This window comes from Microbacterium sp. W4I20 (assembly GCF_030816505.1).
GTDB lineage: Bacteria > Actinomycetota > Actinomycetes > Actinomycetales > Microbacteriaceae > Microbacterium.
This window is the reverse complement of sequence record NZ_JAUSYB010000001.1, coordinates 4,023,278-4,041,160: the sequence shown is the minus strand read 5'-3', so window position 1 is coordinate 4,041,160 and position 17,883 is coordinate 4,023,278. Positions and strand designations below refer to the sequence as shown.

Sequence of the window (17,883 nt, the reverse complement as noted above, 5' to 3'; positions counted from 1 at the left end):
TCTCGTGGGGGGACTCGAATACGTTAGGCAGGCTCTCGCAGGCGCGCAGAATCGGGTGTCACACGACGTCACAGCCGGGCCGGATCGGGCTCAGTCGTAGTCTTCGATGCCCTGCAGACGCACCTGTTCGAGGTCGAGGCGGGCCGAGATGCGGCGTACGATCATGTCGTCGACGGTGCCGGCACCACGAAGCCCGAGCAGCACCTCGCGCTTGCGGTCGAGGAGCGCGAGCTTGAGTCGCGTGTGCTCCTCGTGGCGGATCAGCGGCGAGCGCTGGGCGAGGTCGACGTCGGCCGAGGTGGCGATCATCTGCAGCACGGTGCCGTCGGTGGCGTCACTCCCGGTGGGCACGGGCGCAGCGGCGCCCGAGGTGGAGGTCACTCCCCCGATGCCGAGCGGATCGGGCTCGTCGAGCATGTTGTCGAGAGCTTCGGCCTCGGCATCGACGAGCGCCTGCTCGCGCGCCAGGGTCCGGGCATTCGCGAACTCGAGGTTCTGGTACCCCTCGGCCCGCACCCGGTCCCGCACCTCCTGGCCGACGCCGTGCTCCGCGGCGAGGTCGTCGAGGGCCGCGAGGGCTGCGCCCGAGATCGCGCGCTCCGCGAGCTCGTACTCCTCGTCCTCCGCATGGTCGACCGGGAACCGCGCCCAGCGCACGATCATCGGCAGCAGCGGCGCCTGGACGAGGAGGCTGAGCATGATGACGCCCGCGGTGACGAAGACGATCTCGTCGCGGCCGGACACGGCGGCGCCATCGCTGATGGACGCGGGCACCGACAGGGCGATCGCCAGCGACACGGCTCCGCGCATGCCCGCCACGGTGGACACCGCCCGGGCGCGCGACCTCACGCCGCGCGGGAGCGGCGACGCGGGGCGCCCCTGGAAGGGAGCGTTCAGCAGCTGGAACAGGTAGCGCACCACGAGCAGTGTGGCCCACACGGACAGCGTGATCAGCACGAGGCGACCGATGGCCGGGGCCGAGATCTCGTGCACGACGTACTGCACCTCGAGCCCGATGAGCACGAACAGCGCACCGTTGAGCAGGAAGACGCCGAACGGCCACGCGGCATCCGCCTGCCGCCGCGACGACGCGGTGGTCACACGGGGCGAGATGTAGGCGACGACGAGGCCCGCGACGACGACCGCGAGCACCCCGGAGGCGTGCACGATCTCTGCCGCGAGGAACGCCGAGAACGGGACCAGGAGCAGCGCGACGTTGATCACGATGGTCGAGGTCGTGCGGCTGAGGAGCAGGTAGCCGAGGGCCGCGATCGCGACGCCGGCCGCGATGCCGCCCACGTACGAGACCAGCACGTCCCAGGTGACCGACCACGGAGTGATCTGGCCGCCGAGCGCGACCGACACCGCGATCGCGTAGAGCACCAGGGCGGTGCCGTCGTTGGTGAGGCTCTCGGCCTTCAGCTTCATGAAGGCGCGGCGCGGCAGCAGACGTCCCAGAGCGGCAACGGCCGTGGCATCCGGTGGCGCGACGGCAGCACCCAGGATCAGCGCGATCTCCCACGGCATGCCGAAGAGAACGGCGATACCGGCGACCGCGAACGCCGACGCCACGACGAGCACCGTGCTCATCGGCAGGATGTAGCGGAAGTCGCGGCGGATCGACCGCAGCGACGTGGTCAGGCTCTCCCAGAAGAGGATCACCGGCAGGAACAGCAGCAGCACCGTCTCGGGCGGCAGCTGCACTTCGCGGAGCTGCGGCACGAAGCCGAGCAGCAGCCCGAAGATGACGAGGACGAGGGGCAGTGCGAGGCGCACGCGCGGTGCGATCAGGGTTCCGACAAGAATCGTGAGTCCGAGCAGGACGGTTACTTCGAGGCCTTCCATCGCTATCTCCCAACGCGTGTGGGAGAAGGATATTCCTGATCGCCTCCACACGGTCAGGTTCGTGTCGGCTTCATCGTCGAGACTGGGTCGGAAACCCCGCACGAAGGAGCATCGGATGAGCAGCGCGAGCAGGCAGGACCCGAGCTCTCCGGGCACTCGGCACCGGCCCCGGCGGCGGGCCGGACTGCTCGTGACGCTGATCCTCGGTGTCCCGATCGCGCTCCTCCTCGTCTGGCCGCAGGGTCTCCACGCCGAGCGGCTTCCGCTGGTCGCCCAGGTGATCTCGTTCCGGGCGGGCCTCGCCATCGCGCTCCTGGCCGGCGCGGGGGTCTTCGCGCTCGCCGCGGTCGCCCGACGGCGCTGGTCGATCGCTGCGGGCCTGGCCGTGGTGCTGCTCGCGGCGTCACTCGGCAACGCCGGAGTGCTGCTGGCTCGCGGCAGCGCCGCGACAGCCGCAGCATCCGAGGCCGAAGGAGACATGACCGTGCTGGCCTGGAACACCCAGGGCGGGGCGGCATCCCCCGAGTCGATCGCTCGCCTGGTGATCGAGACGGATGCCGACATCGTGAGCCTCCCCGAGACCGACGAGCAGGCCGTCGGAGAGGTCGCACGGCTCGTCGCGCTCGAGGGCAGGACGATGGTTCCCGACACCACCTGGGGCCTCGACGGAGAATCTGACATCCCCACGTCCGTCCTCATCTCGGACGAGCTCGGGGAGTATCGGCTCGATCCGGAGGCGGGCTCCACACCGGGGCTTCCGAGCGGCGTGTGGATGCCGGTCGATGGTTCCGGTCCGCGTTTCGTCGCGGCCCATCCGCTACCGCCGCTCCCCGGTCTTTCGGGCCGCTGGAACGCGGGACTCGGCTGGGTCACGGATCACTGCAGCGAACCGGAGGTCATCGTGGCCGGCGACCTCAACGCGACGGTCGATCACCTGGCGTCCGCCCTCGACGGTTGCCAGGACGCCGCGTCAGAGTCGCAGTCGGCTGCTGTCGGGACCTGGCCTGCGACAGCGCCTGCCTGGCTCGCCGCACCGATCGACCACGTCCTGGTCGGCTCGGCGTGGGAGGTGCGCGCGGCGTCGGTGGTCACCGGCTACGACACCGCGGGCAGCGATCACCGCCCGATCGTCGCGGTGGTCGCGCGGCGTTGACGTCGAGAAGCGGCCGGGGCGGCCGCCGTCAGCCGAGGTCTTCGGAGAGCTCGAACCAGCGCAGCTCGAGTTCCTCGATCTCGGCCTGCCGTTCGCCGATCGCCTTCATCTCGTCGGCGATGCCGGCGTAGTCGGACTGATCGTGCTCGGCGAGGGCCGTCTTCGCCTTGTCGATCTGCTGCGTGAGCTTCTCGATGCGGCGTTCGAGCGAGGAGATCTCCTTCTGCGCGGTGCGCAGAGCGGCGCCTTCGAGGGCCGCGCCCTTCTTCGCCGTGTTCGTCGCGGTCTGAGATGCGCGCGGCGCAGCATCCTGCAACTGCCGCAGCCGCAGGTACTCGTCGACGCCCCCGGGAAGGTGACGCAGTTTCCCGTCGAGGATCGCGTACTGCTGATCGGTGACGCGCTCGAGGAAGTAGCGGTCGTGGCTGACCACGAGCAGCGTGCCGGACCAGGAGTCGAGCAGGTCTTCGATCGCGGCGAGCATGTCGGTGTCGAGGTCGTTGGTGGGCTCATCGAGGATCAGCACGTTCGGCTGATCGAGGAGCACGAGGAGCAGCTGCAGACGACGCTGCTGACCACCGGAGAGGTCCTTGACCGGGGTGGAGAGCTGGGCCGAGTCGAACCCGAGCCGCTCGAGCAGCTGCCCCGGAGTGAGGTCCTGCGCCTTGGAGCCGGCGCCGAGCGTGTAGGAGGTGCGCAACCGAGAGATGATGATGCGCACGGGCTCGTGGCGCACGTCTTCGAGCTCGTCCAGACGCTGGGTGAGCGTCTTCACGACGACCGTCTTGCCGCGCTTGACCCGGCCCACGGTGGGCTCGACGGTGCCGGCGATGAGGCCGAGGAGCGTCGACTTGCCCGCGCCGTTGACACCGAGGATGCCGGTGCGCTCCCCCGGCGCGATGCGCCACTCGACGTCGCGCAGGACTTCGCGGGTGCTGCCATCCGTCTTCGGATACGTCACACCGACGTCGAGGAGGTCGACGACGTCCTTGCCCAGCCGCGAGACGGCCAGCGACTGCAGCGACACCTTGTCGCGGATCTCCGGCACGTCGGCGATGAGCTCGTTCGCCGCGTCGATGCGGAACTTGGGCTTGGCGGTGCGGGCGGGAGCACCGCGGCGGAGCCACGCAAGCTCCTTGCGGGCGAGGTTCTGGCGCTTCGCCTCGATCGTGGCGTTCATCCGGTCGCGCTCGACGCGCTGCAGGATGTACGCGGCGTAGCCGCCCTCGAAGGGCTCGACGATGCGGTCGTGCACCTCCCAGGTCTCCGTGCAGATCTCATCCAGGAACCACCGGTCGTGGGTCACGACCAGGAGTGCGCCCGAGTTGCCGCTCCACCGCTTCTTCAGGTGTCCCGCGAGCCAGGTGATGGCCTCCACGTCGAGATGGTTGGTGGGCTCGTCGAGGGCGATGACGTCCCAGTCGCCGGCAAGAAGCTTCGCGAGCGAGACCCGACGCCGCTGACCACCGCTGAGCGAGCCGATCTCGGCATCCCACGGCAGATCGCGCAGGAGCCCTTCGATCACGTCGCGGACGCGCGCGTCGCCCGCCCACTCGTACTCCGGGGTGTCGCCGACCACGGCTTCACTGATCGTGACGTCGTCGGCGAGCGTGTCGGCCTGGTCGAGGACGCCGATGCGGATGCCGCCGCGCACGGTGACGCGGCCGGAGTTCGGCTCTCTGGTTCCCGCCAGCATGCCGAGGAGGCTGGACTTGCCGTCGCCGTTGCGGCCGACGATGCCGATGCGGTCGCCCTCCTCGATCCCGACGGTCACGGAATCGAAGACGACCCTGGTCGGATATTCGAGGTGGAGGCTTTCAGCCCCGAGAAGATGTGCCATGTCCTCTCCAGGGTAGTCGCGTCTTCGACCCGTCTCGCCCGACCTAAGATCGACGGGTGCCAAGGAATCGCCGGGTCTTCTCGCTCTCGCTCGACAATCACAAGGCGAAGCTGGTGGAGTCGAAGAGCCGACCCGGTCGCTACGAGCTCAGCGTCGATGGGATTCCGCAGTCCGTGGTCTCGATGACTGAGCCCACCTCACTGGAATACCCCTACATCCAGCACATCGCCCGGGCGATCGATGCCGCAGCCGAGCCCGGTGCGCCGTTGTTCACCGTGCACCTGGGGGCCGGAGCACTCACGCTCGCCCGCTACGTCGAGGCCACCCGTGCCGGGTCGCCTCAACTCGTGGTCGAGTTCGAGCCCGCTCTCTATGCCGCAGTGATCGAGGCGCTGCCTCTTCCCGCAGGCGCCGACGTGCGAGTCGTCTTCGGCGATGCGCGGGCGATCGCAGACGCGGAGTTCCCCGGCGAGGGACGATCCCCTTCTCCCGGACTCGGCGGCGCAGCCACGGGCGCCACCGCCGTCGACACCGATTGGGTGGAGGCGCGCTTCACCGTCGTCGATCTGTGGGATGCCGCCTTCATCCGACACCGTGTGGCCAGCCAGGAGTTCTACCGCCGGGTCGCGGCACGCTCCGCAGGCGACGGTGTCGTCGCAGTCAACCTGCTCGACGGGCACCCGTTCGAGTACTCGCGGCGGCAGGCGGCCACCCTGAGCACGGTGTTCGAGCACGTCGCCGTCGTTCTCGACGCAGACCCGACCGACGAGGAAGGACCGCTCAACAACGTCGTCGTCTTCGCGAGCGATGAACCGCTGGACATCGTGACGACTCCCGATCTTCTCGGCACACCGCGACCGCATATGCTCCACGACGATCGGCTGACGTCATGGATCGCTGAAGCGCGCATCATGACCGACGCCGACGGCACGGACTCCCCCGACCCCGACGACCCGATCTGGGACTAGCGCGGCGCGTCAGGCGATGCACAGCTCGTCAGGCGATCTCGCCGCGCGGGCGGCATCCATATAGCGATTCGACGTCGAAGAAATCTTCGAATGTCGGTGCTCGATGATGTACTGAAGTCATGGAAGCGATGGTCGATGCGACGGACTCTCAGATGGCGATACTCGCCGATCTGGTCGAGTCGCTGGCCGCGGCCGAGGCGACACTGAGCAGCATGCAGGCGGCGCGCGATGGGCTTCTGGCTCTCGCCGGACGGCTGGCCATCGACATCGCCCAGGAGGCGCGGCACCCCGACGGTGGCGACATGACGATCCGTTCGGTCGCTGCCGAGATCGGGGCGATCCAGCGCATGAGCGACCGCACGGTCGAGCGACGCATGTCCGAGGCGTCGTGGCTGGTCGACCGCTTCCCCTCTGTCTGGCACGCACAGGGCGCCGGGCGCATCAGCGCCGCTCATTCGCGTGTGATCGTCGACGCCGGCGCTCATCTCGACGATGAGGCGGATCGCGCGGCCTACGCCGCGGAGGCCATCGAAGCCGCGACCGTCGAGTCGCCCAACCGTCTACGCCGTACCGCCCGACGGATCGCGGAGAAGTACCAGAAGCGCTCGGTGACCGAGCGGCATCGCACGGCGCGCGAGAAGCGGCGAGTGTGGATGAAGGATCGCGATGACGGCATGGCCGAGATCGGCATGCACGGTCCGGCGGCGCTCGTGCACGGCATGTTCGATCGGCTCTCTCAGATGGCGCACGCCGTGAAAGAGGAGAACGGCAAGGCAGCGAAGGAATCCGGCGCCGTCGGCGATGAACGCACGATCGACCAGTTGCGCGCTGACCTGTTGGCCGACCTCGTTCTCACCGTGGAGTCCGGCCGGGCATGACACCGATGACGGGTTGCTCGGGGAGATCCGGGCCCGGGTGGAGGTCACGGTGCCCGCGTCCTCACTGAGAGACGGCGAGGACGCGGTCGGGGACGGATGCGATTCGCCTCCGGCCGAGCTCGACGGCGAGATGCCGATCGACATCGCCACCGCACGCTTCTTCGCCGGCTCCGCGGCCGGTTGGGATCGGGTCTTCACGCACCCGACCAGCGGCGCCATGCTCTCGGTGGATCGCTACCGGCCCAGTGAACAACTCCGACGACATCTCCGAGCCCGAGACCAGCGGTGCCGCTTCCCGACCTGCGGCCTCGTGGCACGAAAATGCGACGTCGACCACAACGTGGCCGCGGCGACCGGCGGGTCCACGAGCCACGAAAACCTCGCGGCGTTCTGCCGACGACACCACATGCTGAAGCACCACTCGCCCTGGCATGTCGAGCAGCGGCCCGGCGGGTTCCTCGAATGGACCAGCCCGACCGGTCGCATCTACATCGACCGACCTCCGACGCAGAACACGGTCACGTTCGCCGAGAGCGCGGTCGTCCCCGGGGGTGTGTGGGTCGCAGCGAGTGCGACGGCCCCCGCGCCGTTCTGACTGTGCCGATCAGCCTCGCTGCTTCACACGTGACCGGCCGCGTCACGCCTGCGGGTGGCGAAGATCAACCCACCGCCCGCGGTGAGCAGCAACAGCGCAGCCGCCAACACACCGACAGCGGCCTCGCCGCCGGTGTCCGACAGCCGATCAGGCCCGGCCGCTGCTGCGCCTCCCGGCGCCGCGGTGACCGTGGTCCCCGCCCACCCGATCAGAGCACCGTCCGACGCGTAGACCGCGATCCGATGGGCACCGAGCGCCGCGTCCGCAGGGATCGTCACCGTCGCCGTGCCGTCCGCCGTCACCACTCGGGTCCCGAGCAGCACGGGCGCGGAGAACAGGTACACATCCACCGACTCCTCCGCCTGCGCCGTCCCGACGGTCACGACGGCGGTCCCGCCCTGCGCGACGGAATCGGGGACCGACACAGTTCCGCGGTTCGCATCGGTGAGATCCTCCTCACTCGGCCCGCCCGCGCCCGGCTCCTCCCCCGGCACGACCGTGAGAGTCGCGGCATCCGTCGTCGCCTCACCCGCCGAGTTGGTGAACACGGCGCGGTACCGGGTGCCCGTCGCCGACTCCGGCGCGGCCGAGATCGTGAGAGAGGTGGCCGTCGCGTCGGGGACGTCGACCCAGTCGCCGGCATCCGGTAACCGGGTCTGCCACCTCATCGACGGCGCGGGACTGCCGGTGGCAGCAGCGGTGAACGTGGCGTCCTCTCCCGCTTCGACCCGGACGTCCGCGGGGTGCGTCGCCACGACCGGCGCAGTCGTCTCCGCCTCCTCGGGCAGCGTCGTGCCGGGAACCGTCTCACCGGGGGCCGCGTAGATGAAACGGAGTCCGCGACTGAACGCGGCTCCGATCACCGACAGGTGCGTCTCATCCTCGAACACGTGCGCGCCGAGCTCCAGTCCGCCGTAATCGCGATCCGAGAGCGTTCGCGCGAAGGCCGTCATGTCACTCGTCATCGGGAAGCCCGACGTCGTCTCTTCCAGCGACCCCACGGAGAGGAAGACGCGAGCATCGAGGTCGTCGTGCGACTCGGAGTACGCCTGCTCCATGTCGAGGATCGCGCGGTCATCCCACCAGATCGACGGGCACGCGATCACGAACCGCTCGAACAGCCCCTCGTTGTGCAGCAGTGCGTAAGTCGCGAAGAGACCCCCGAAGGAGTGACCCATCAGTGCACGATCGTCGGACGTGACGTGATACTCGTCCTCGACGTAGGGCACGAGCTCATCCCGCAGGAACGAGAGGAACTCGGGCGCACCGCCGGAGTCCGCAGCCGCGATGCGGGTGGGCGTCAGGTCGAGAGTCCTCGGCACACCGGATGCGGCGAACCCCTGGCCGGGGTTGTCATAGCCGATGCCGACGACCAGCGTGCCGGGAGCGTTCAGGCGTGCCGTCTCGACCGCCATGCCGAACTCCGCGTTGGCGTCGGTGACGTACAGCACGCGATACGGCTTCCCCGTCTCGCTGTAGTTCGCCGGCAGCGCGACCGAGATCTTGTAGCTCCGATCCGCCTCCGACGTCGTCACCCAGGTGTGGACGTCCCGGATGAAGGGATCGGGCTCGCCCGACGCCTCGGCGGAGACGCCTGCGGGCGCTCCCCCGTTCGGCGCGTTCGTTCCGGCCCACCCGGTCGCGGCCAGGGCCACGCCGGTCGCCAAGGCGAGGACCGCTGAGGCCCCGCGCACTCCTCGTGTGATGAATCGCATGCGACGTGCTCCCGTCCGTTCGGCTGAGTCGCTGCTCACCGTAGGTCGGGTGCTCGCGCCGCCCAATGGTCCGCGGACACATCGCGGTCACCGCAGAGGTGTGCGCGGCGACACGCCGGACGCGAACGAGCCGCCCGGACCAGAAGGTCCGGGCGGCTCGCGTGATCTCGCGGAGTGCTACTTACTCGTAGGACTTCACGATCTCGAGGAGGCTCGGGACGTTGGCGTATGCCTCGGCCGCGTTCTCCTTCGTGACGATGATCGGGTCGAGCAGGTAGGCCGGAACGACCTTCTTGCCGTTGTCGTACTGGTCGGTGTCGTTGACGTCGACCTTCTCGCCCTTCTGGAGCTGGCCGACCATCTTGATGGACTGCTCCACCAGGAGAGTGGTGTCCTTGTTGATCGTGGAGTACTGGATGCCCTCCATGATCGACTTGACCGACTCCACCTCGGAGTCCTGACCCGTGACGACCGGAACCGGCTTGCCGGCATCCTGCACCTGCGTGATGATGGCGCGGGCGAGCGTGTCGTTCGGGGACAGGACGCCGTCAAGCGTCTCGGAACCGTACGACGAGGTGATGAGCGCGTCCATACGACGAGCGGCGTTCTCCGGCTTCCAGCCCTCGGTCGCCGTCTGAGCGATCTCAGTCTGGCCCGAGACGACGTTCAGCGTGCCGTCATCGATCTTCGGCTGGAGAACCTCCATCGCACCGTCGAAGAACACGGGTGCGTTCGCGTCATCCGGGGATCCCGAGAACAGCTCGACGTTGTACGGCGCCTCATGACCCGCACGCTCGGCGAGACCGTCGAGCAGAGCCTGGCCCTGCAGCTGGCCGACCCGGAAGTTGTCGAAGGCGACGTAGTAGTCGACAGCCTCGGTGTTCTCGATCAGACGGTCGTAGGCGATGACCGTCACACCGGCGTCCCGAGCGGCCTCGACCTGCGTGGAGAGCTGCTTGCCGTCCTTCGCGCCGATGATGATGACCTTCGCGCCACCGGTGACCATCGCCTGGATCTGGTTCTGCTGCTCGGCGACCGTGTTGCTAGCCGGTGCGTACTGCACGTCGGCCTTGAACCCGGCCTTCTCGAGACCATCGGTGAACAGCTGGCCCGCGAGGACCCAGTTCTCCGAGGTCTTGTCGGGCAGTGCGACACCGATCGTGGCTCCGGCGTCGAAGCCCTTCGCGGTCTCTTCGCCGTCGCCGCCTGCGGGGGTTCCACCGCGCTCCGAGGAGCAGCCGGTGAGGGCGAATGCGCCCACGACGACAAGCGCTGTCGCCGACAGAAGAATCTTCTTCATGTGATCTCTTTCTCTGGTGTGTGAAGGTCTCGTCACGCGTGCGAACGCGACGGGGCCCCTACTGTCCGCTCGTCTTGTCGACGGGAGGTGCTTGGTAGGTCTTGTTGGGTTCGAAGGTCTGCAGGGCCGGGTCTTCCTTCCGGCCGAAACGACGGGTCATGAACCCGATGATCGACGGGCGGCCCTGCTGCTTGTTCCACACGTCGACGCCGACGGCACCGAGGAGAACAAGACCCTTGACCATCGACACGACATCGGCGCCGGCGCCGAGCAGCGCGAGTCCGTTGTTCAGGAACGCCATCACGAGGCCACCGATGATCGACCCGATCACGGTTCCGATACCGCCGGAGACGGCAGCGCCACCGATGAAGACCGAGGCGATCGCGTCGAGCTCCCAGCCGTTGCCGTCCTGCGGGCCGGACGCCGTCGCGCGGGCCACGTAGATCATGCCGGCGAGTGACGCGAGAACAGACATGTTCATCATCACGAAGAAGTCGACCCAGCGGTCCTTCACACCCGACAGACGAGCTGCCTGGCGGTTGCCGCCGACCGCATAGATGTGGCGGCCGAACACGGTGTTGGTGGTGATGAACGTGTAGAGGATGACCAACAGCAGCAGGATCACGCCGGAGATCGGGAAGCTGGTGCCCTCACGACCGGTGGCGAACATCCAGCCGGCGACGAGGATGACGACCGAGATCAGGACCACCTTCGTGGTGCTGACCCAAGCGGGCGCCATGTCCGAACCCATCTTGCGCTGGGCGCGGCGGGTACGGATCTCGGAGATGACGATGACCGCGACGCCGATCAGCGCGAGAACCATCGTGAGCACGTTGAACGGCACCGGGATGAACGACAGTTCCGGCAGGTAGCCGGCTCCGATCACGCGGAAGCCGTCGGGCACGGGAATCGACTGCGAGTCGCCCACCCACTGATTGGCACCCCGGAACAACAGCATTCCCGCCAGCGTCACGATGAAGGCCGGCACCCCGACGTACGCCACCCAGAATCCCTGCCATGCCCCGACCAGCACTCCCACGCCGAGGCCGAGCAGGACCGCGAGCGGCCAAGGGAGGTTCCAGTCGGCCATCGCCTTCGCGACGATGATGCCGGTGAATGCTGCGACCGAACCGACCGACAGGTCGATGTGCCCCATGATGATGACCATCACCATGCCGATCGCGAGGATCAGGATGTAGGAATACTGATTGACGACGTTGATCAGGTTGCCCGACGACAACGTCAGACCCTGTCCCTTGATGACCCAGGTCAGCACCTGGAAGACGACCAGGATGACGACGAGGCTTCCGAGGATGCCGAACTGGCGCAGCGTCGACTGCCCGCCTCCGAACATCTTCGTGATGTCCTTGAAGTGGAATCCGCTCTTGGCGGGGGTGGATTCGGTGGTCATGCGGATGCTTTCTGGGTCGCGGAGGTCATGCTGCGCATGAGGGCCTCGGGTGTCGCCTGGTCGGACGGGATGCAGTCGGTGACCCGACCTTCGAAGACGGTGTAGATGCGGTCGGTGATGCCGAGGAGTTCTGGCAGCTCGCTGGAGATGACGATGACACCCTTGCCCTGGGCGGCGAGCTCGTTGATGATCGCGTAGATCTCGTACTTCGCACCGACATCGATGCCGCGAGTGGGCTCATCCAGGATCAGCAGATCCGGGTCGGTGAACATCCACTTCGCGAGGACGACCTTCTGCTGATTGCCGCCGGAGAGCTTTCCGACGCCCTCTTCGACAGAGGGGGTCTTGATCCGCAGCGACTTGCGGTACTTGTCGGCGATCGAGAACTCCTCACGGGCGTTCACCACGCCCCGGCGGGAGATCTTCGACAGTTTCGCGGCGACGACCGAGCGCTTGATGGTGTCGAGGAGGTTGAGTCCCAGCACCTTGCGGTCCTCGGAAACGTATGCGAGACCGTGCTTGATCGCGGAGGCAACGTCGGGAAGCGCGATCTCCTGGCCGTCCTTGATCATCGTTCCGGAGAGGAACGTGCCGTAGGAGCGGCCGAAGATGCTCATCGCGAACTCGGTGCGCCCTGCGCCCATGAGCCCCGCGATGCCGACGACCTCGCCGCGGCGGACGTTGAGATTGGACCCCTTGACGACCATGCGCTCGGAGACGGTGGGATGCTGCACCCACCAGTCCTTCACCTCGAAGAACACCTCTCCGATGTCGGGCGTGCGATCCGGGTAGCGGCTCTCGAGCGACCGGCCGACCATGCCGCGGATGATGCGGTCCTCGTTGATCTCACCGCGGGAGATGTCGAGGGTCTCGACCGTGCGGCCGTCGCGGATGATCGTGATCTCGTCGGCGATCTGCTCGATCTCGTTGAGCTTGTGGCTGATCATGATCGAGGCAATGCCCTTGGCCTTGAGACCGAGGATCAGGTCGAGCAGGTGCTGCGAGTCGGACTCGTTGAGCGCCGCAGTGGGCTCGTCGAGGATGAGCAGCTTGACGTCCTTGTTGAGGGCCTTCGCGATCTCGATGAGCTGCTGCTTGCCGACGCCGAGGGTCTTGATCTGCACGTCGGGGTCTTCGCGCAATCCGACGCGTGCGAGCAGCTCGGTCGCCCGCTGCTTCTGCGCCTGCCAGTCGATGCGACCGAAGTGCTTGATCTCGTTGCCGAGGAAGATGTTCTCGGTGATCGAGAGCTCCGGGATCAGCGCGAGCTCCTGATGGATGATCGCGATGCCGGCCTGCTCGCTCGCGACGATGTCCTTGAAGCGCTGCACCTCGCCATAGAGGAGGATCTCGCCGTCGTAGGTGCCGTACGGGTAGACCCCGGAGAGCACCTTCATCAGGGTGGACTTCCCGGCCCCGTTCTCACCGCAGATCGCGTGGATCTCGGCAGCGCGGACGGTGATGGAGACGTCGGCGAGAGCCTTGACACCCGGGAACTCCTTGGTGATGCTGCGCATCTCCAGGATGGGGCCTGACACTGTCGGCAACGTTGCTGTGGTGCTCACGTATCTTTCCTTGCAGACGTGCGGTCACCTTCGATGTGACCGTTCACATTGGATTACATCGTCCTCGCACGACGGGACATCTGTCAAGTCCGGGTGCGGATTTCGTGTCGCTACCGTGATGCAGCGGACTCGCGCGCCCGCAGCAGCGTCTTCAGCGGGCCGAACTCCGGCAGCTCCTCGCCGCGGATCTGCGCGAGGAGAATGCGGACCGCCCGGCGACCCAGCTCGGGGAAGTCCTGGTGGACCGTGCTCAGCGTGGGCGCCACGTGCGCCGCCACCGGGATGTCGTCGAAGCCGATGACGCTGACGTCGTGCGGCACGCGGATGCCGGCATCGCGGAAGCCGTGCATGAGACCGATCGCCATCAGATCGTTCGCGGCGAACACGGCGGTGAAGTCGCGTCGACGCGACAGCTCCTGCCCGGCGAAGTAGCCGAAGTCGGCGGTCCAGTCCCCCCGGATCGGCGGGAACGTGGGCAGATCCGCTTCGCGGAGCCCGTCGAGGTATCCGCGCATCCGAGACTCCGCCTCGATCCAGTCCTGCGGGCCGGCCAGGTGCAGGATGTCGACGTGCCCGAGGGAGATGAGGTGCTCGGTCGCCGCCCTGGCACCCGCGACCTGGTCGGCGGACAGACTGACGCCGTCGGACCCCGAGGCCGTCTGAAGATTGACGAAGGGCATGTCCAGCGACATCCCGCGCAGCACGTGGAAGACCCGCACCTGCGGGGCGAGCACGACGATGCCGTCGACCTGCTCGCGCGCGAGCTGACGGACGGCGGTCCCGATCGCCTCGGGCGTGGTGTCGGCGAGGTTCAGCGTCGACACCGAATAGCCCTCCTCGCGGGCGGCGTCCTCGATGCTGGCGATGGATGACGCCGGACCGAACTCCCCGATCGTGGCCGAGAGCACGCCCAGCATGTTCGACTTGCTGGTCACGAGGGCGCGGGCCGCGAGATTCGGCCGGTAGTCGAGCACGGAGATCGCGTCGAGCACCTTGGCCTTCGTCTCAGGACGGATGCTGGGGTGATCGTTCAGAACACGCGACACGGTCTGGTGCGAGACGCCGGCAAGCCGTGCGACATCGCGGATGCTCGGCAGCCGAGCACGCTCGGAGGCGGTGGACACAGCAGGCCTCCTCGCATGTGCACGGTCACATCGTCCTTCTCATTATGGCTGTCGAAGGCCGTGCGTGCATCCGCGATGTCGAAAAGGCTCCGCTCAGGTCCGCGGAGCGAGCCCGGCGTACAGGAGTTCGCCGCTCTGCGGATCGGTCACCACGAGCACCTGCTCCCCCACCCGCGGGATCTCCAGACGCGACACGAGTGCCGGGATCGCGACAGCCTGCGCGCCGAGCTGCAGCGTCAGCACGACGCGCGGGTTGTCATTGATCGTCTGCCCGGTGTCCTGCAGCCCCAGCACGGTGGCCGGCTGAGTCGGCACCCCGGCCGCCCGCAGCGCCGCCACGTGCTCGGCCTGGTGGATCGACGACGTCGCCTGCTGCATCGCCTCAGTGAACTCGCTCCCCATGAACGCCTTCGTCATCTTGCCGAGGAACCCCCGACCCGCGGCGATGTCGTCGGCCATCTGGAGCCCCTCCTCCTGGCGTTCCTGCTGCGACTTGCGGGTCACCCTGAACAGTCCCATGATCACTCCTTCTCCGAGGTTCGTGATGTCAGGCTATTCAGGCGCCGCGACTACCGATCACAGGTCAGGCGAGGATCCGCGCTCCGGCGACCGGCCCGTGCACGTGCAGCGGGTCGAGGCCCGCCTCGCGCAGCGACGTCTGCACGTCCTGCGCGGTCTCCGGGTCGGGGCACAGCAGCGCGACCGTGGGGCCCGAACCGGACACGATCCCCTGCAGAGCGCCGGCGGCGACGCCCTGCCGGATCACGTCCTCGAGATCGGGGCGCTCGTACACGGCCGCCGTCTGCAGGTCGTTCTCCAGACCCTCGGCGAGCTGCACGGGGTCGCCCGCTCGCAGGGCCTGGAGCACCGGGATCGGCACGTCGAGCGACATCGGCGGATCGTCGGCGAGGGCGCCGTGCTCCTCGCGCAGGAGGTCCAGCCGCTGGTACACGACCGGCGTCGACAGTCCCTGGTCGCTGGTCACCAGGATCCAGTCGAAGCGTCCGCGCGCGAGCGCCGGGTTCAGGTGATCGCCGCGGCCGGTGCCCACCGCGGTGCCGCCGTGCAGCGCGAACGGCACGTCGGCGCCGAGCCGCGCGGCGAGGTCATGCAGCCGCGCCGGTGAGAGCCCGGTGCCCCAGAGCGCGTCGCACGCGACCAGTGCCGCAGCAGCATCCGCCGATCCGCCCCCCATGCCGCCGGCGACGGGAACGCTCTTACGGATCTCGAGCGCCACGCCGCCCGGATACTCGGTGGCGGCGGCCAGCAGCTTGGCCGCCCGCATCGCCAGATTTCGGTCGTCGAGCGGGACGGAGGCGACGTCTTCGACGCCGGAGACCGTGAGCGAGAAGCCGTCGTCGTGCCGCGCGATGACGTCCTCGTACAGCGAGACCGCCTGGAACACGGTCGCCAGCGCGTGATAGCCGTCGTCGTCGCGCCCGCCGACGCCGAGGTAGACGTTGATCTTCCCCGGCGCGCGCACATGCACGGATCCGGTCGACGAGGCGAGGCTCATGGTCGGGTCACAGTTCCGACGACGTCGCCCAGAGGTTCACGTCGATGGCACCGGAGAGCTCATCGATGCGGGCGAGCTCGTCGGCCGTGAACTCCGGACCGTTCACGGCCGCGATGTTCTCGTCGAGCTGCTCAGGACGGGATGCTCCGATCAGAGCCGAGACGACGACGGGGTTGCGCAGCACCCACTGCAGCGCGAGCTGCGCGAGCGACTGCCCCCGCTGCTGCGCGATGTCGTTCAGCGAACGGAGGGTCTGCACGGCGTCGTCGCTCAGACGGCCCTCCGGCAGCGAGCCGCGCTGCTGGGCGCGCTCGGCCGTACCGTCACCGAGGTACTTGTCGGTGAGCAGTCCCTGCGCGAGCGGCGTGAAGGCGATGGCACCCATCCCCGACTGCTCCAGCGTCTCGGTCAGGCCGTCCTCGACCCAGCGGTTGAGGATCGAGTAGGCCGGCTGGTGGATGACCAGCGGCGTACCGAGCTCCTTCGCGACCGCGACGGCCTCGGCGGTGCGCTCGGCACTGTACGACGAGATGCCGACGTAGAGCGCCTTCCCCTGGCGCACCAGGGTGTCGAGCGCGGCGACCGTCTCGGCGACCGGTGTCACCGGGTCGGCACGGTGCGAGTAGAAGATGTCGACGTGATCGAGGCCCATGCGGGTCAGCGACTGCTCGGCGCTCGCGAGGATGTATTTGCGGCTCGCGAAGTCGCCGTACGGCCCCGGCCACATGTCCCAGCCGGCCTTCGACGAGATGATCAGCTCGTCGCGGTATGGGCGGAAGTCCTCGGCGAAGATGCGGCCGAAGTTCTTCTCGGCCGACCCGTACGGCGGGCCGTAGTTGTTGGCGAGGTCGAAGTGCGTGATCCCGTTGTCGAACGCGTGGCGCAGCAGCGCGCGCTGGTTGTCGAGGGGGATGTTGTCGCCGAAGTTCCACCACAGACCGAGCGAGATCGGCGGCAGGTAGAGGCCCGAGGAGCCGACCTGGCGGTAGGCGAACCGCTGATAGCGGCTCTCGTCGGCCGTGTACGGACGGTGCAGTTCGGGAACGTCGGGGCTGAAGCGCGGGGACTCGGTCACCGTGCCAGATTAGTCCCTGATGCCCGCCCCGCTCATCGATCCCGCGTGCTGCGCGATGCGCTGGTAGTCCTCCACCGTCAGGTCTTCGCCGCGGGCGGTCGGTGCGACACCGGCGGCGATGAGGGCTTCGGATGCCGCGGCGGAACTGCCGAAGATTCCGGACAGCGCCTGCCGGAGCATCTTCCGCCGCTGGTTGAACGCGGCATCCACGATCTGGAAGGTGCGCCGACGCTCCTCCTCGCTGCCGCGCTCGCCCTCCGACCGGTCGAACCCGACCAGCAGGCTGTCGACGTTCGGCACCGGCCAGAACACCTGACGCGACACGGTGCCGGAGAGCTTCCACTCGCCGTACCAGGCGGCCTTGACGCTCGGCGTGCCGTAGATCTTGGAGCCCGGCTTGGCGGCCAGGCGCTCGGCGACCTCGGACTGCACCATGACCACGCCGCGCTGGAGGTAGCTGAAGCTCTCGAGGAAGTGCAGGAGCACCGGGACCGAGACGTTGTAGGGCAGGTTCGCGACCAGCACAGTGGGTTCGCCGTGCAGCTCGGTGATGCGGAGCGCATCGGCGTCGACGACCGTGAGCATGTCGGGTGCCACGCCGTGCTCCGCGGCGGTCTGCGCGAGCCGGGCGGCCAGGCGGTGGTCGATCTCCACTGCGGTCACGGCGGCACCGGTCTCGAGGATCGCGAGAGTGAGGGAGCCGAGGCCGGGGCCCACCTCGACGACCCGCTCGCCCGGCTGCACCCGAGCGGCCTGCACGATCTTGCGCACGGTGTTCGCATCGACGACGAAGTTCTGTCCGAGCTTCTTCGTCGGGGTCACGTCGAGCTCGGCGGCGAGGCGGCGGATCTCGGTGGCGCCGAGCAGCGTGATGGTCATCCCTCCATTGTCCCTCACC

General features: G+C 68.1%; 15 protein-coding genes. 4 read left to right on the top strand and 11 right to left on the bottom strand.

Annotated features, from left to right (window positions below):
* Positions 1 to 90: 90 nt before the first annotated feature.
* Positions 91 to 1,845: a Na+/H+ antiporter gene (locus QFZ21_RS19635; protein ID WP_307380886.1), complete on the bottom strand. Its 1,755-nt coding sequence runs from the start codon at positions 1,843 to 1,845 to the stop codon at positions 91 to 93.
* A gap of 115 nt (positions 1,846 to 1,960) precedes the next feature.
* Here QFZ21_RS19635 and QFZ21_RS19630 point away from each other — a divergent pair, with 115 nt between their 5' ends.
* On the top strand, positions 1,961 to 2,998 hold the full coding sequence (locus QFZ21_RS19630; protein ID WP_307380884.1) for an endonuclease/exonuclease/phosphatase family protein: 1,038 nt from the start codon (positions 1,961 to 1,963) through the stop codon (positions 2,996 to 2,998).
* 28 nt (positions 2,999 to 3,026) lie between these two features.
* On the opposite strand, the gene QFZ21_RS19625 is transcribed toward QFZ21_RS19630, so the two are convergent.
* Positions 3,027 to 4,838: an ABC-F family ATP-binding cassette domain-containing protein gene (locus QFZ21_RS19625; RefSeq protein WP_307380881.1), complete on the bottom strand. Its 1,812-nt coding sequence runs from the start codon at positions 4,836 to 4,838 to the stop codon at positions 3,027 to 3,029.
* A 56-nt stretch (positions 4,839 to 4,894) separates the two neighbouring features.
* On the opposite strand from QFZ21_RS19625, the gene QFZ21_RS19620 reads away from it, so the two are divergent.
* The 3 genes from QFZ21_RS19620 to QFZ21_RS19610 all read left to right on the top strand — a co-directional run bounded on the left by QFZ21_RS19620 (position 4,895) and on the right by QFZ21_RS19610 (position 7,279).
* On the top strand, positions 4,895 to 5,806 hold the full coding sequence (locus QFZ21_RS19620) for a spermidine synthase (protein WP_307380879.1): 912 nt from the start codon (positions 4,895 to 4,897) through the stop codon (positions 5,804 to 5,806).
* A 119-nt stretch (positions 5,807 to 5,925) separates the two neighbouring features.
* Positions 5,926 to 6,684, top strand: coding sequence for a DUF222 domain-containing protein (locus QFZ21_RS19615; protein WP_307380877.1), 759 nt, complete (start codon positions 5,926 to 5,928; stop codon positions 6,682 to 6,684).
* Between the two features lie 49 nt (positions 6,685 to 6,733).
* Complete coding sequence (locus QFZ21_RS19610; RefSeq protein WP_307380876.1) at positions 6,734 to 7,279, top strand: HNH endonuclease signature motif containing protein; 546 nt, start codon at positions 6,734 to 6,736, stop codon at positions 7,277 to 7,279.
* A gap of 23 nt (positions 7,280 to 7,302) precedes the next feature.
* Here QFZ21_RS19610 and QFZ21_RS19605 read toward each other — a convergent pair whose 3' ends face one another.
* From QFZ21_RS19605 to rsmA, 9 genes are all read right to left on the bottom strand, one after another.
* On the bottom strand, positions 7,303 to 8,994 hold the full coding sequence (locus QFZ21_RS19605) for an alpha/beta hydrolase-fold protein (RefSeq protein ID WP_307380875.1): 1,692 nt from the start codon (positions 8,992 to 8,994) through the stop codon (positions 7,303 to 7,305).
* Positions 8,995 to 9,175: 181 nt separating this feature from the next.
* The gene (locus QFZ21_RS19600; RefSeq protein ID WP_307380873.1) at positions 9,176 to 10,294 is read right to left on the bottom strand and encodes a sugar-binding protein; all 1,119 of its coding nucleotides are present in this window, start codon (positions 10,292 to 10,294) and stop codon (positions 9,176 to 9,178) included.
* 58 nt (positions 10,295 to 10,352) lie between these two features.
* Positions 10,353 to 11,705: a multiple monosaccharide ABC transporter permease gene (gene mmsB, locus QFZ21_RS19595; protein WP_307380871.1), complete on the bottom strand. Its 1,353-nt coding sequence runs from the start codon at positions 11,703 to 11,705 to the stop codon at positions 10,353 to 10,355.
* The gene (gene mmsA / locus QFZ21_RS19590; protein WP_307381364.1) at positions 11,702 to 13,222 is read right to left on the bottom strand and encodes a multiple monosaccharide ABC transporter ATP-binding protein; all 1,521 of its coding nucleotides are present in this window, start codon (positions 13,220 to 13,222) and stop codon (positions 11,702 to 11,704) included. Before mmsA ends, mmsB begins: the two co-directional genes overlap by 4 nt.
* A gap of 158 nt (positions 13,223 to 13,380) precedes the next feature.
* Complete coding sequence (locus tag QFZ21_RS19585; RefSeq protein WP_307380870.1) at positions 13,381 to 14,394, bottom strand: LacI family DNA-binding transcriptional regulator; 1,014 nt, start codon at positions 14,392 to 14,394, stop codon at positions 13,381 to 13,383.
* Between the two features lie 93 nt (positions 14,395 to 14,487).
* Positions 14,488 to 14,913: a hypothetical protein gene (locus QFZ21_RS19580; protein WP_307380868.1), complete on the bottom strand. Its 426-nt coding sequence runs from the start codon at positions 14,911 to 14,913 to the stop codon at positions 14,488 to 14,490.
* 64 nt (positions 14,914 to 14,977) lie between these two features.
* Positions 14,978 to 15,910: a 4-(cytidine 5'-diphospho)-2-C-methyl-D-erythritol kinase gene (locus QFZ21_RS19575; protein ID WP_307380866.1), complete on the bottom strand. Its 933-nt coding sequence runs from the start codon at positions 15,908 to 15,910 to the stop codon at positions 14,978 to 14,980.
* 7 nt (positions 15,911 to 15,917) lie between these two features.
* Complete coding sequence (mgrA, locus tag QFZ21_RS19570) at positions 15,918 to 16,985, bottom strand: L-glyceraldehyde 3-phosphate reductase (RefSeq protein WP_307380865.1); 1,068 nt, start codon at positions 16,983 to 16,985, stop codon at positions 15,918 to 15,920.
* A 9-nt stretch (positions 16,986 to 16,994) separates the two neighbouring features.
* On the bottom strand, positions 16,995 to 17,864 hold the full coding sequence (rsmA, locus tag QFZ21_RS19565) for a 16S rRNA (adenine(1518)-N(6)/adenine(1519)-N(6))-dimethyltransferase RsmA (RefSeq protein WP_307380864.1): 870 nt from the start codon (positions 17,862 to 17,864) through the stop codon (positions 16,995 to 16,997).
* Positions 17,865 to 17,883 lie beyond the last annotated feature (19 nt).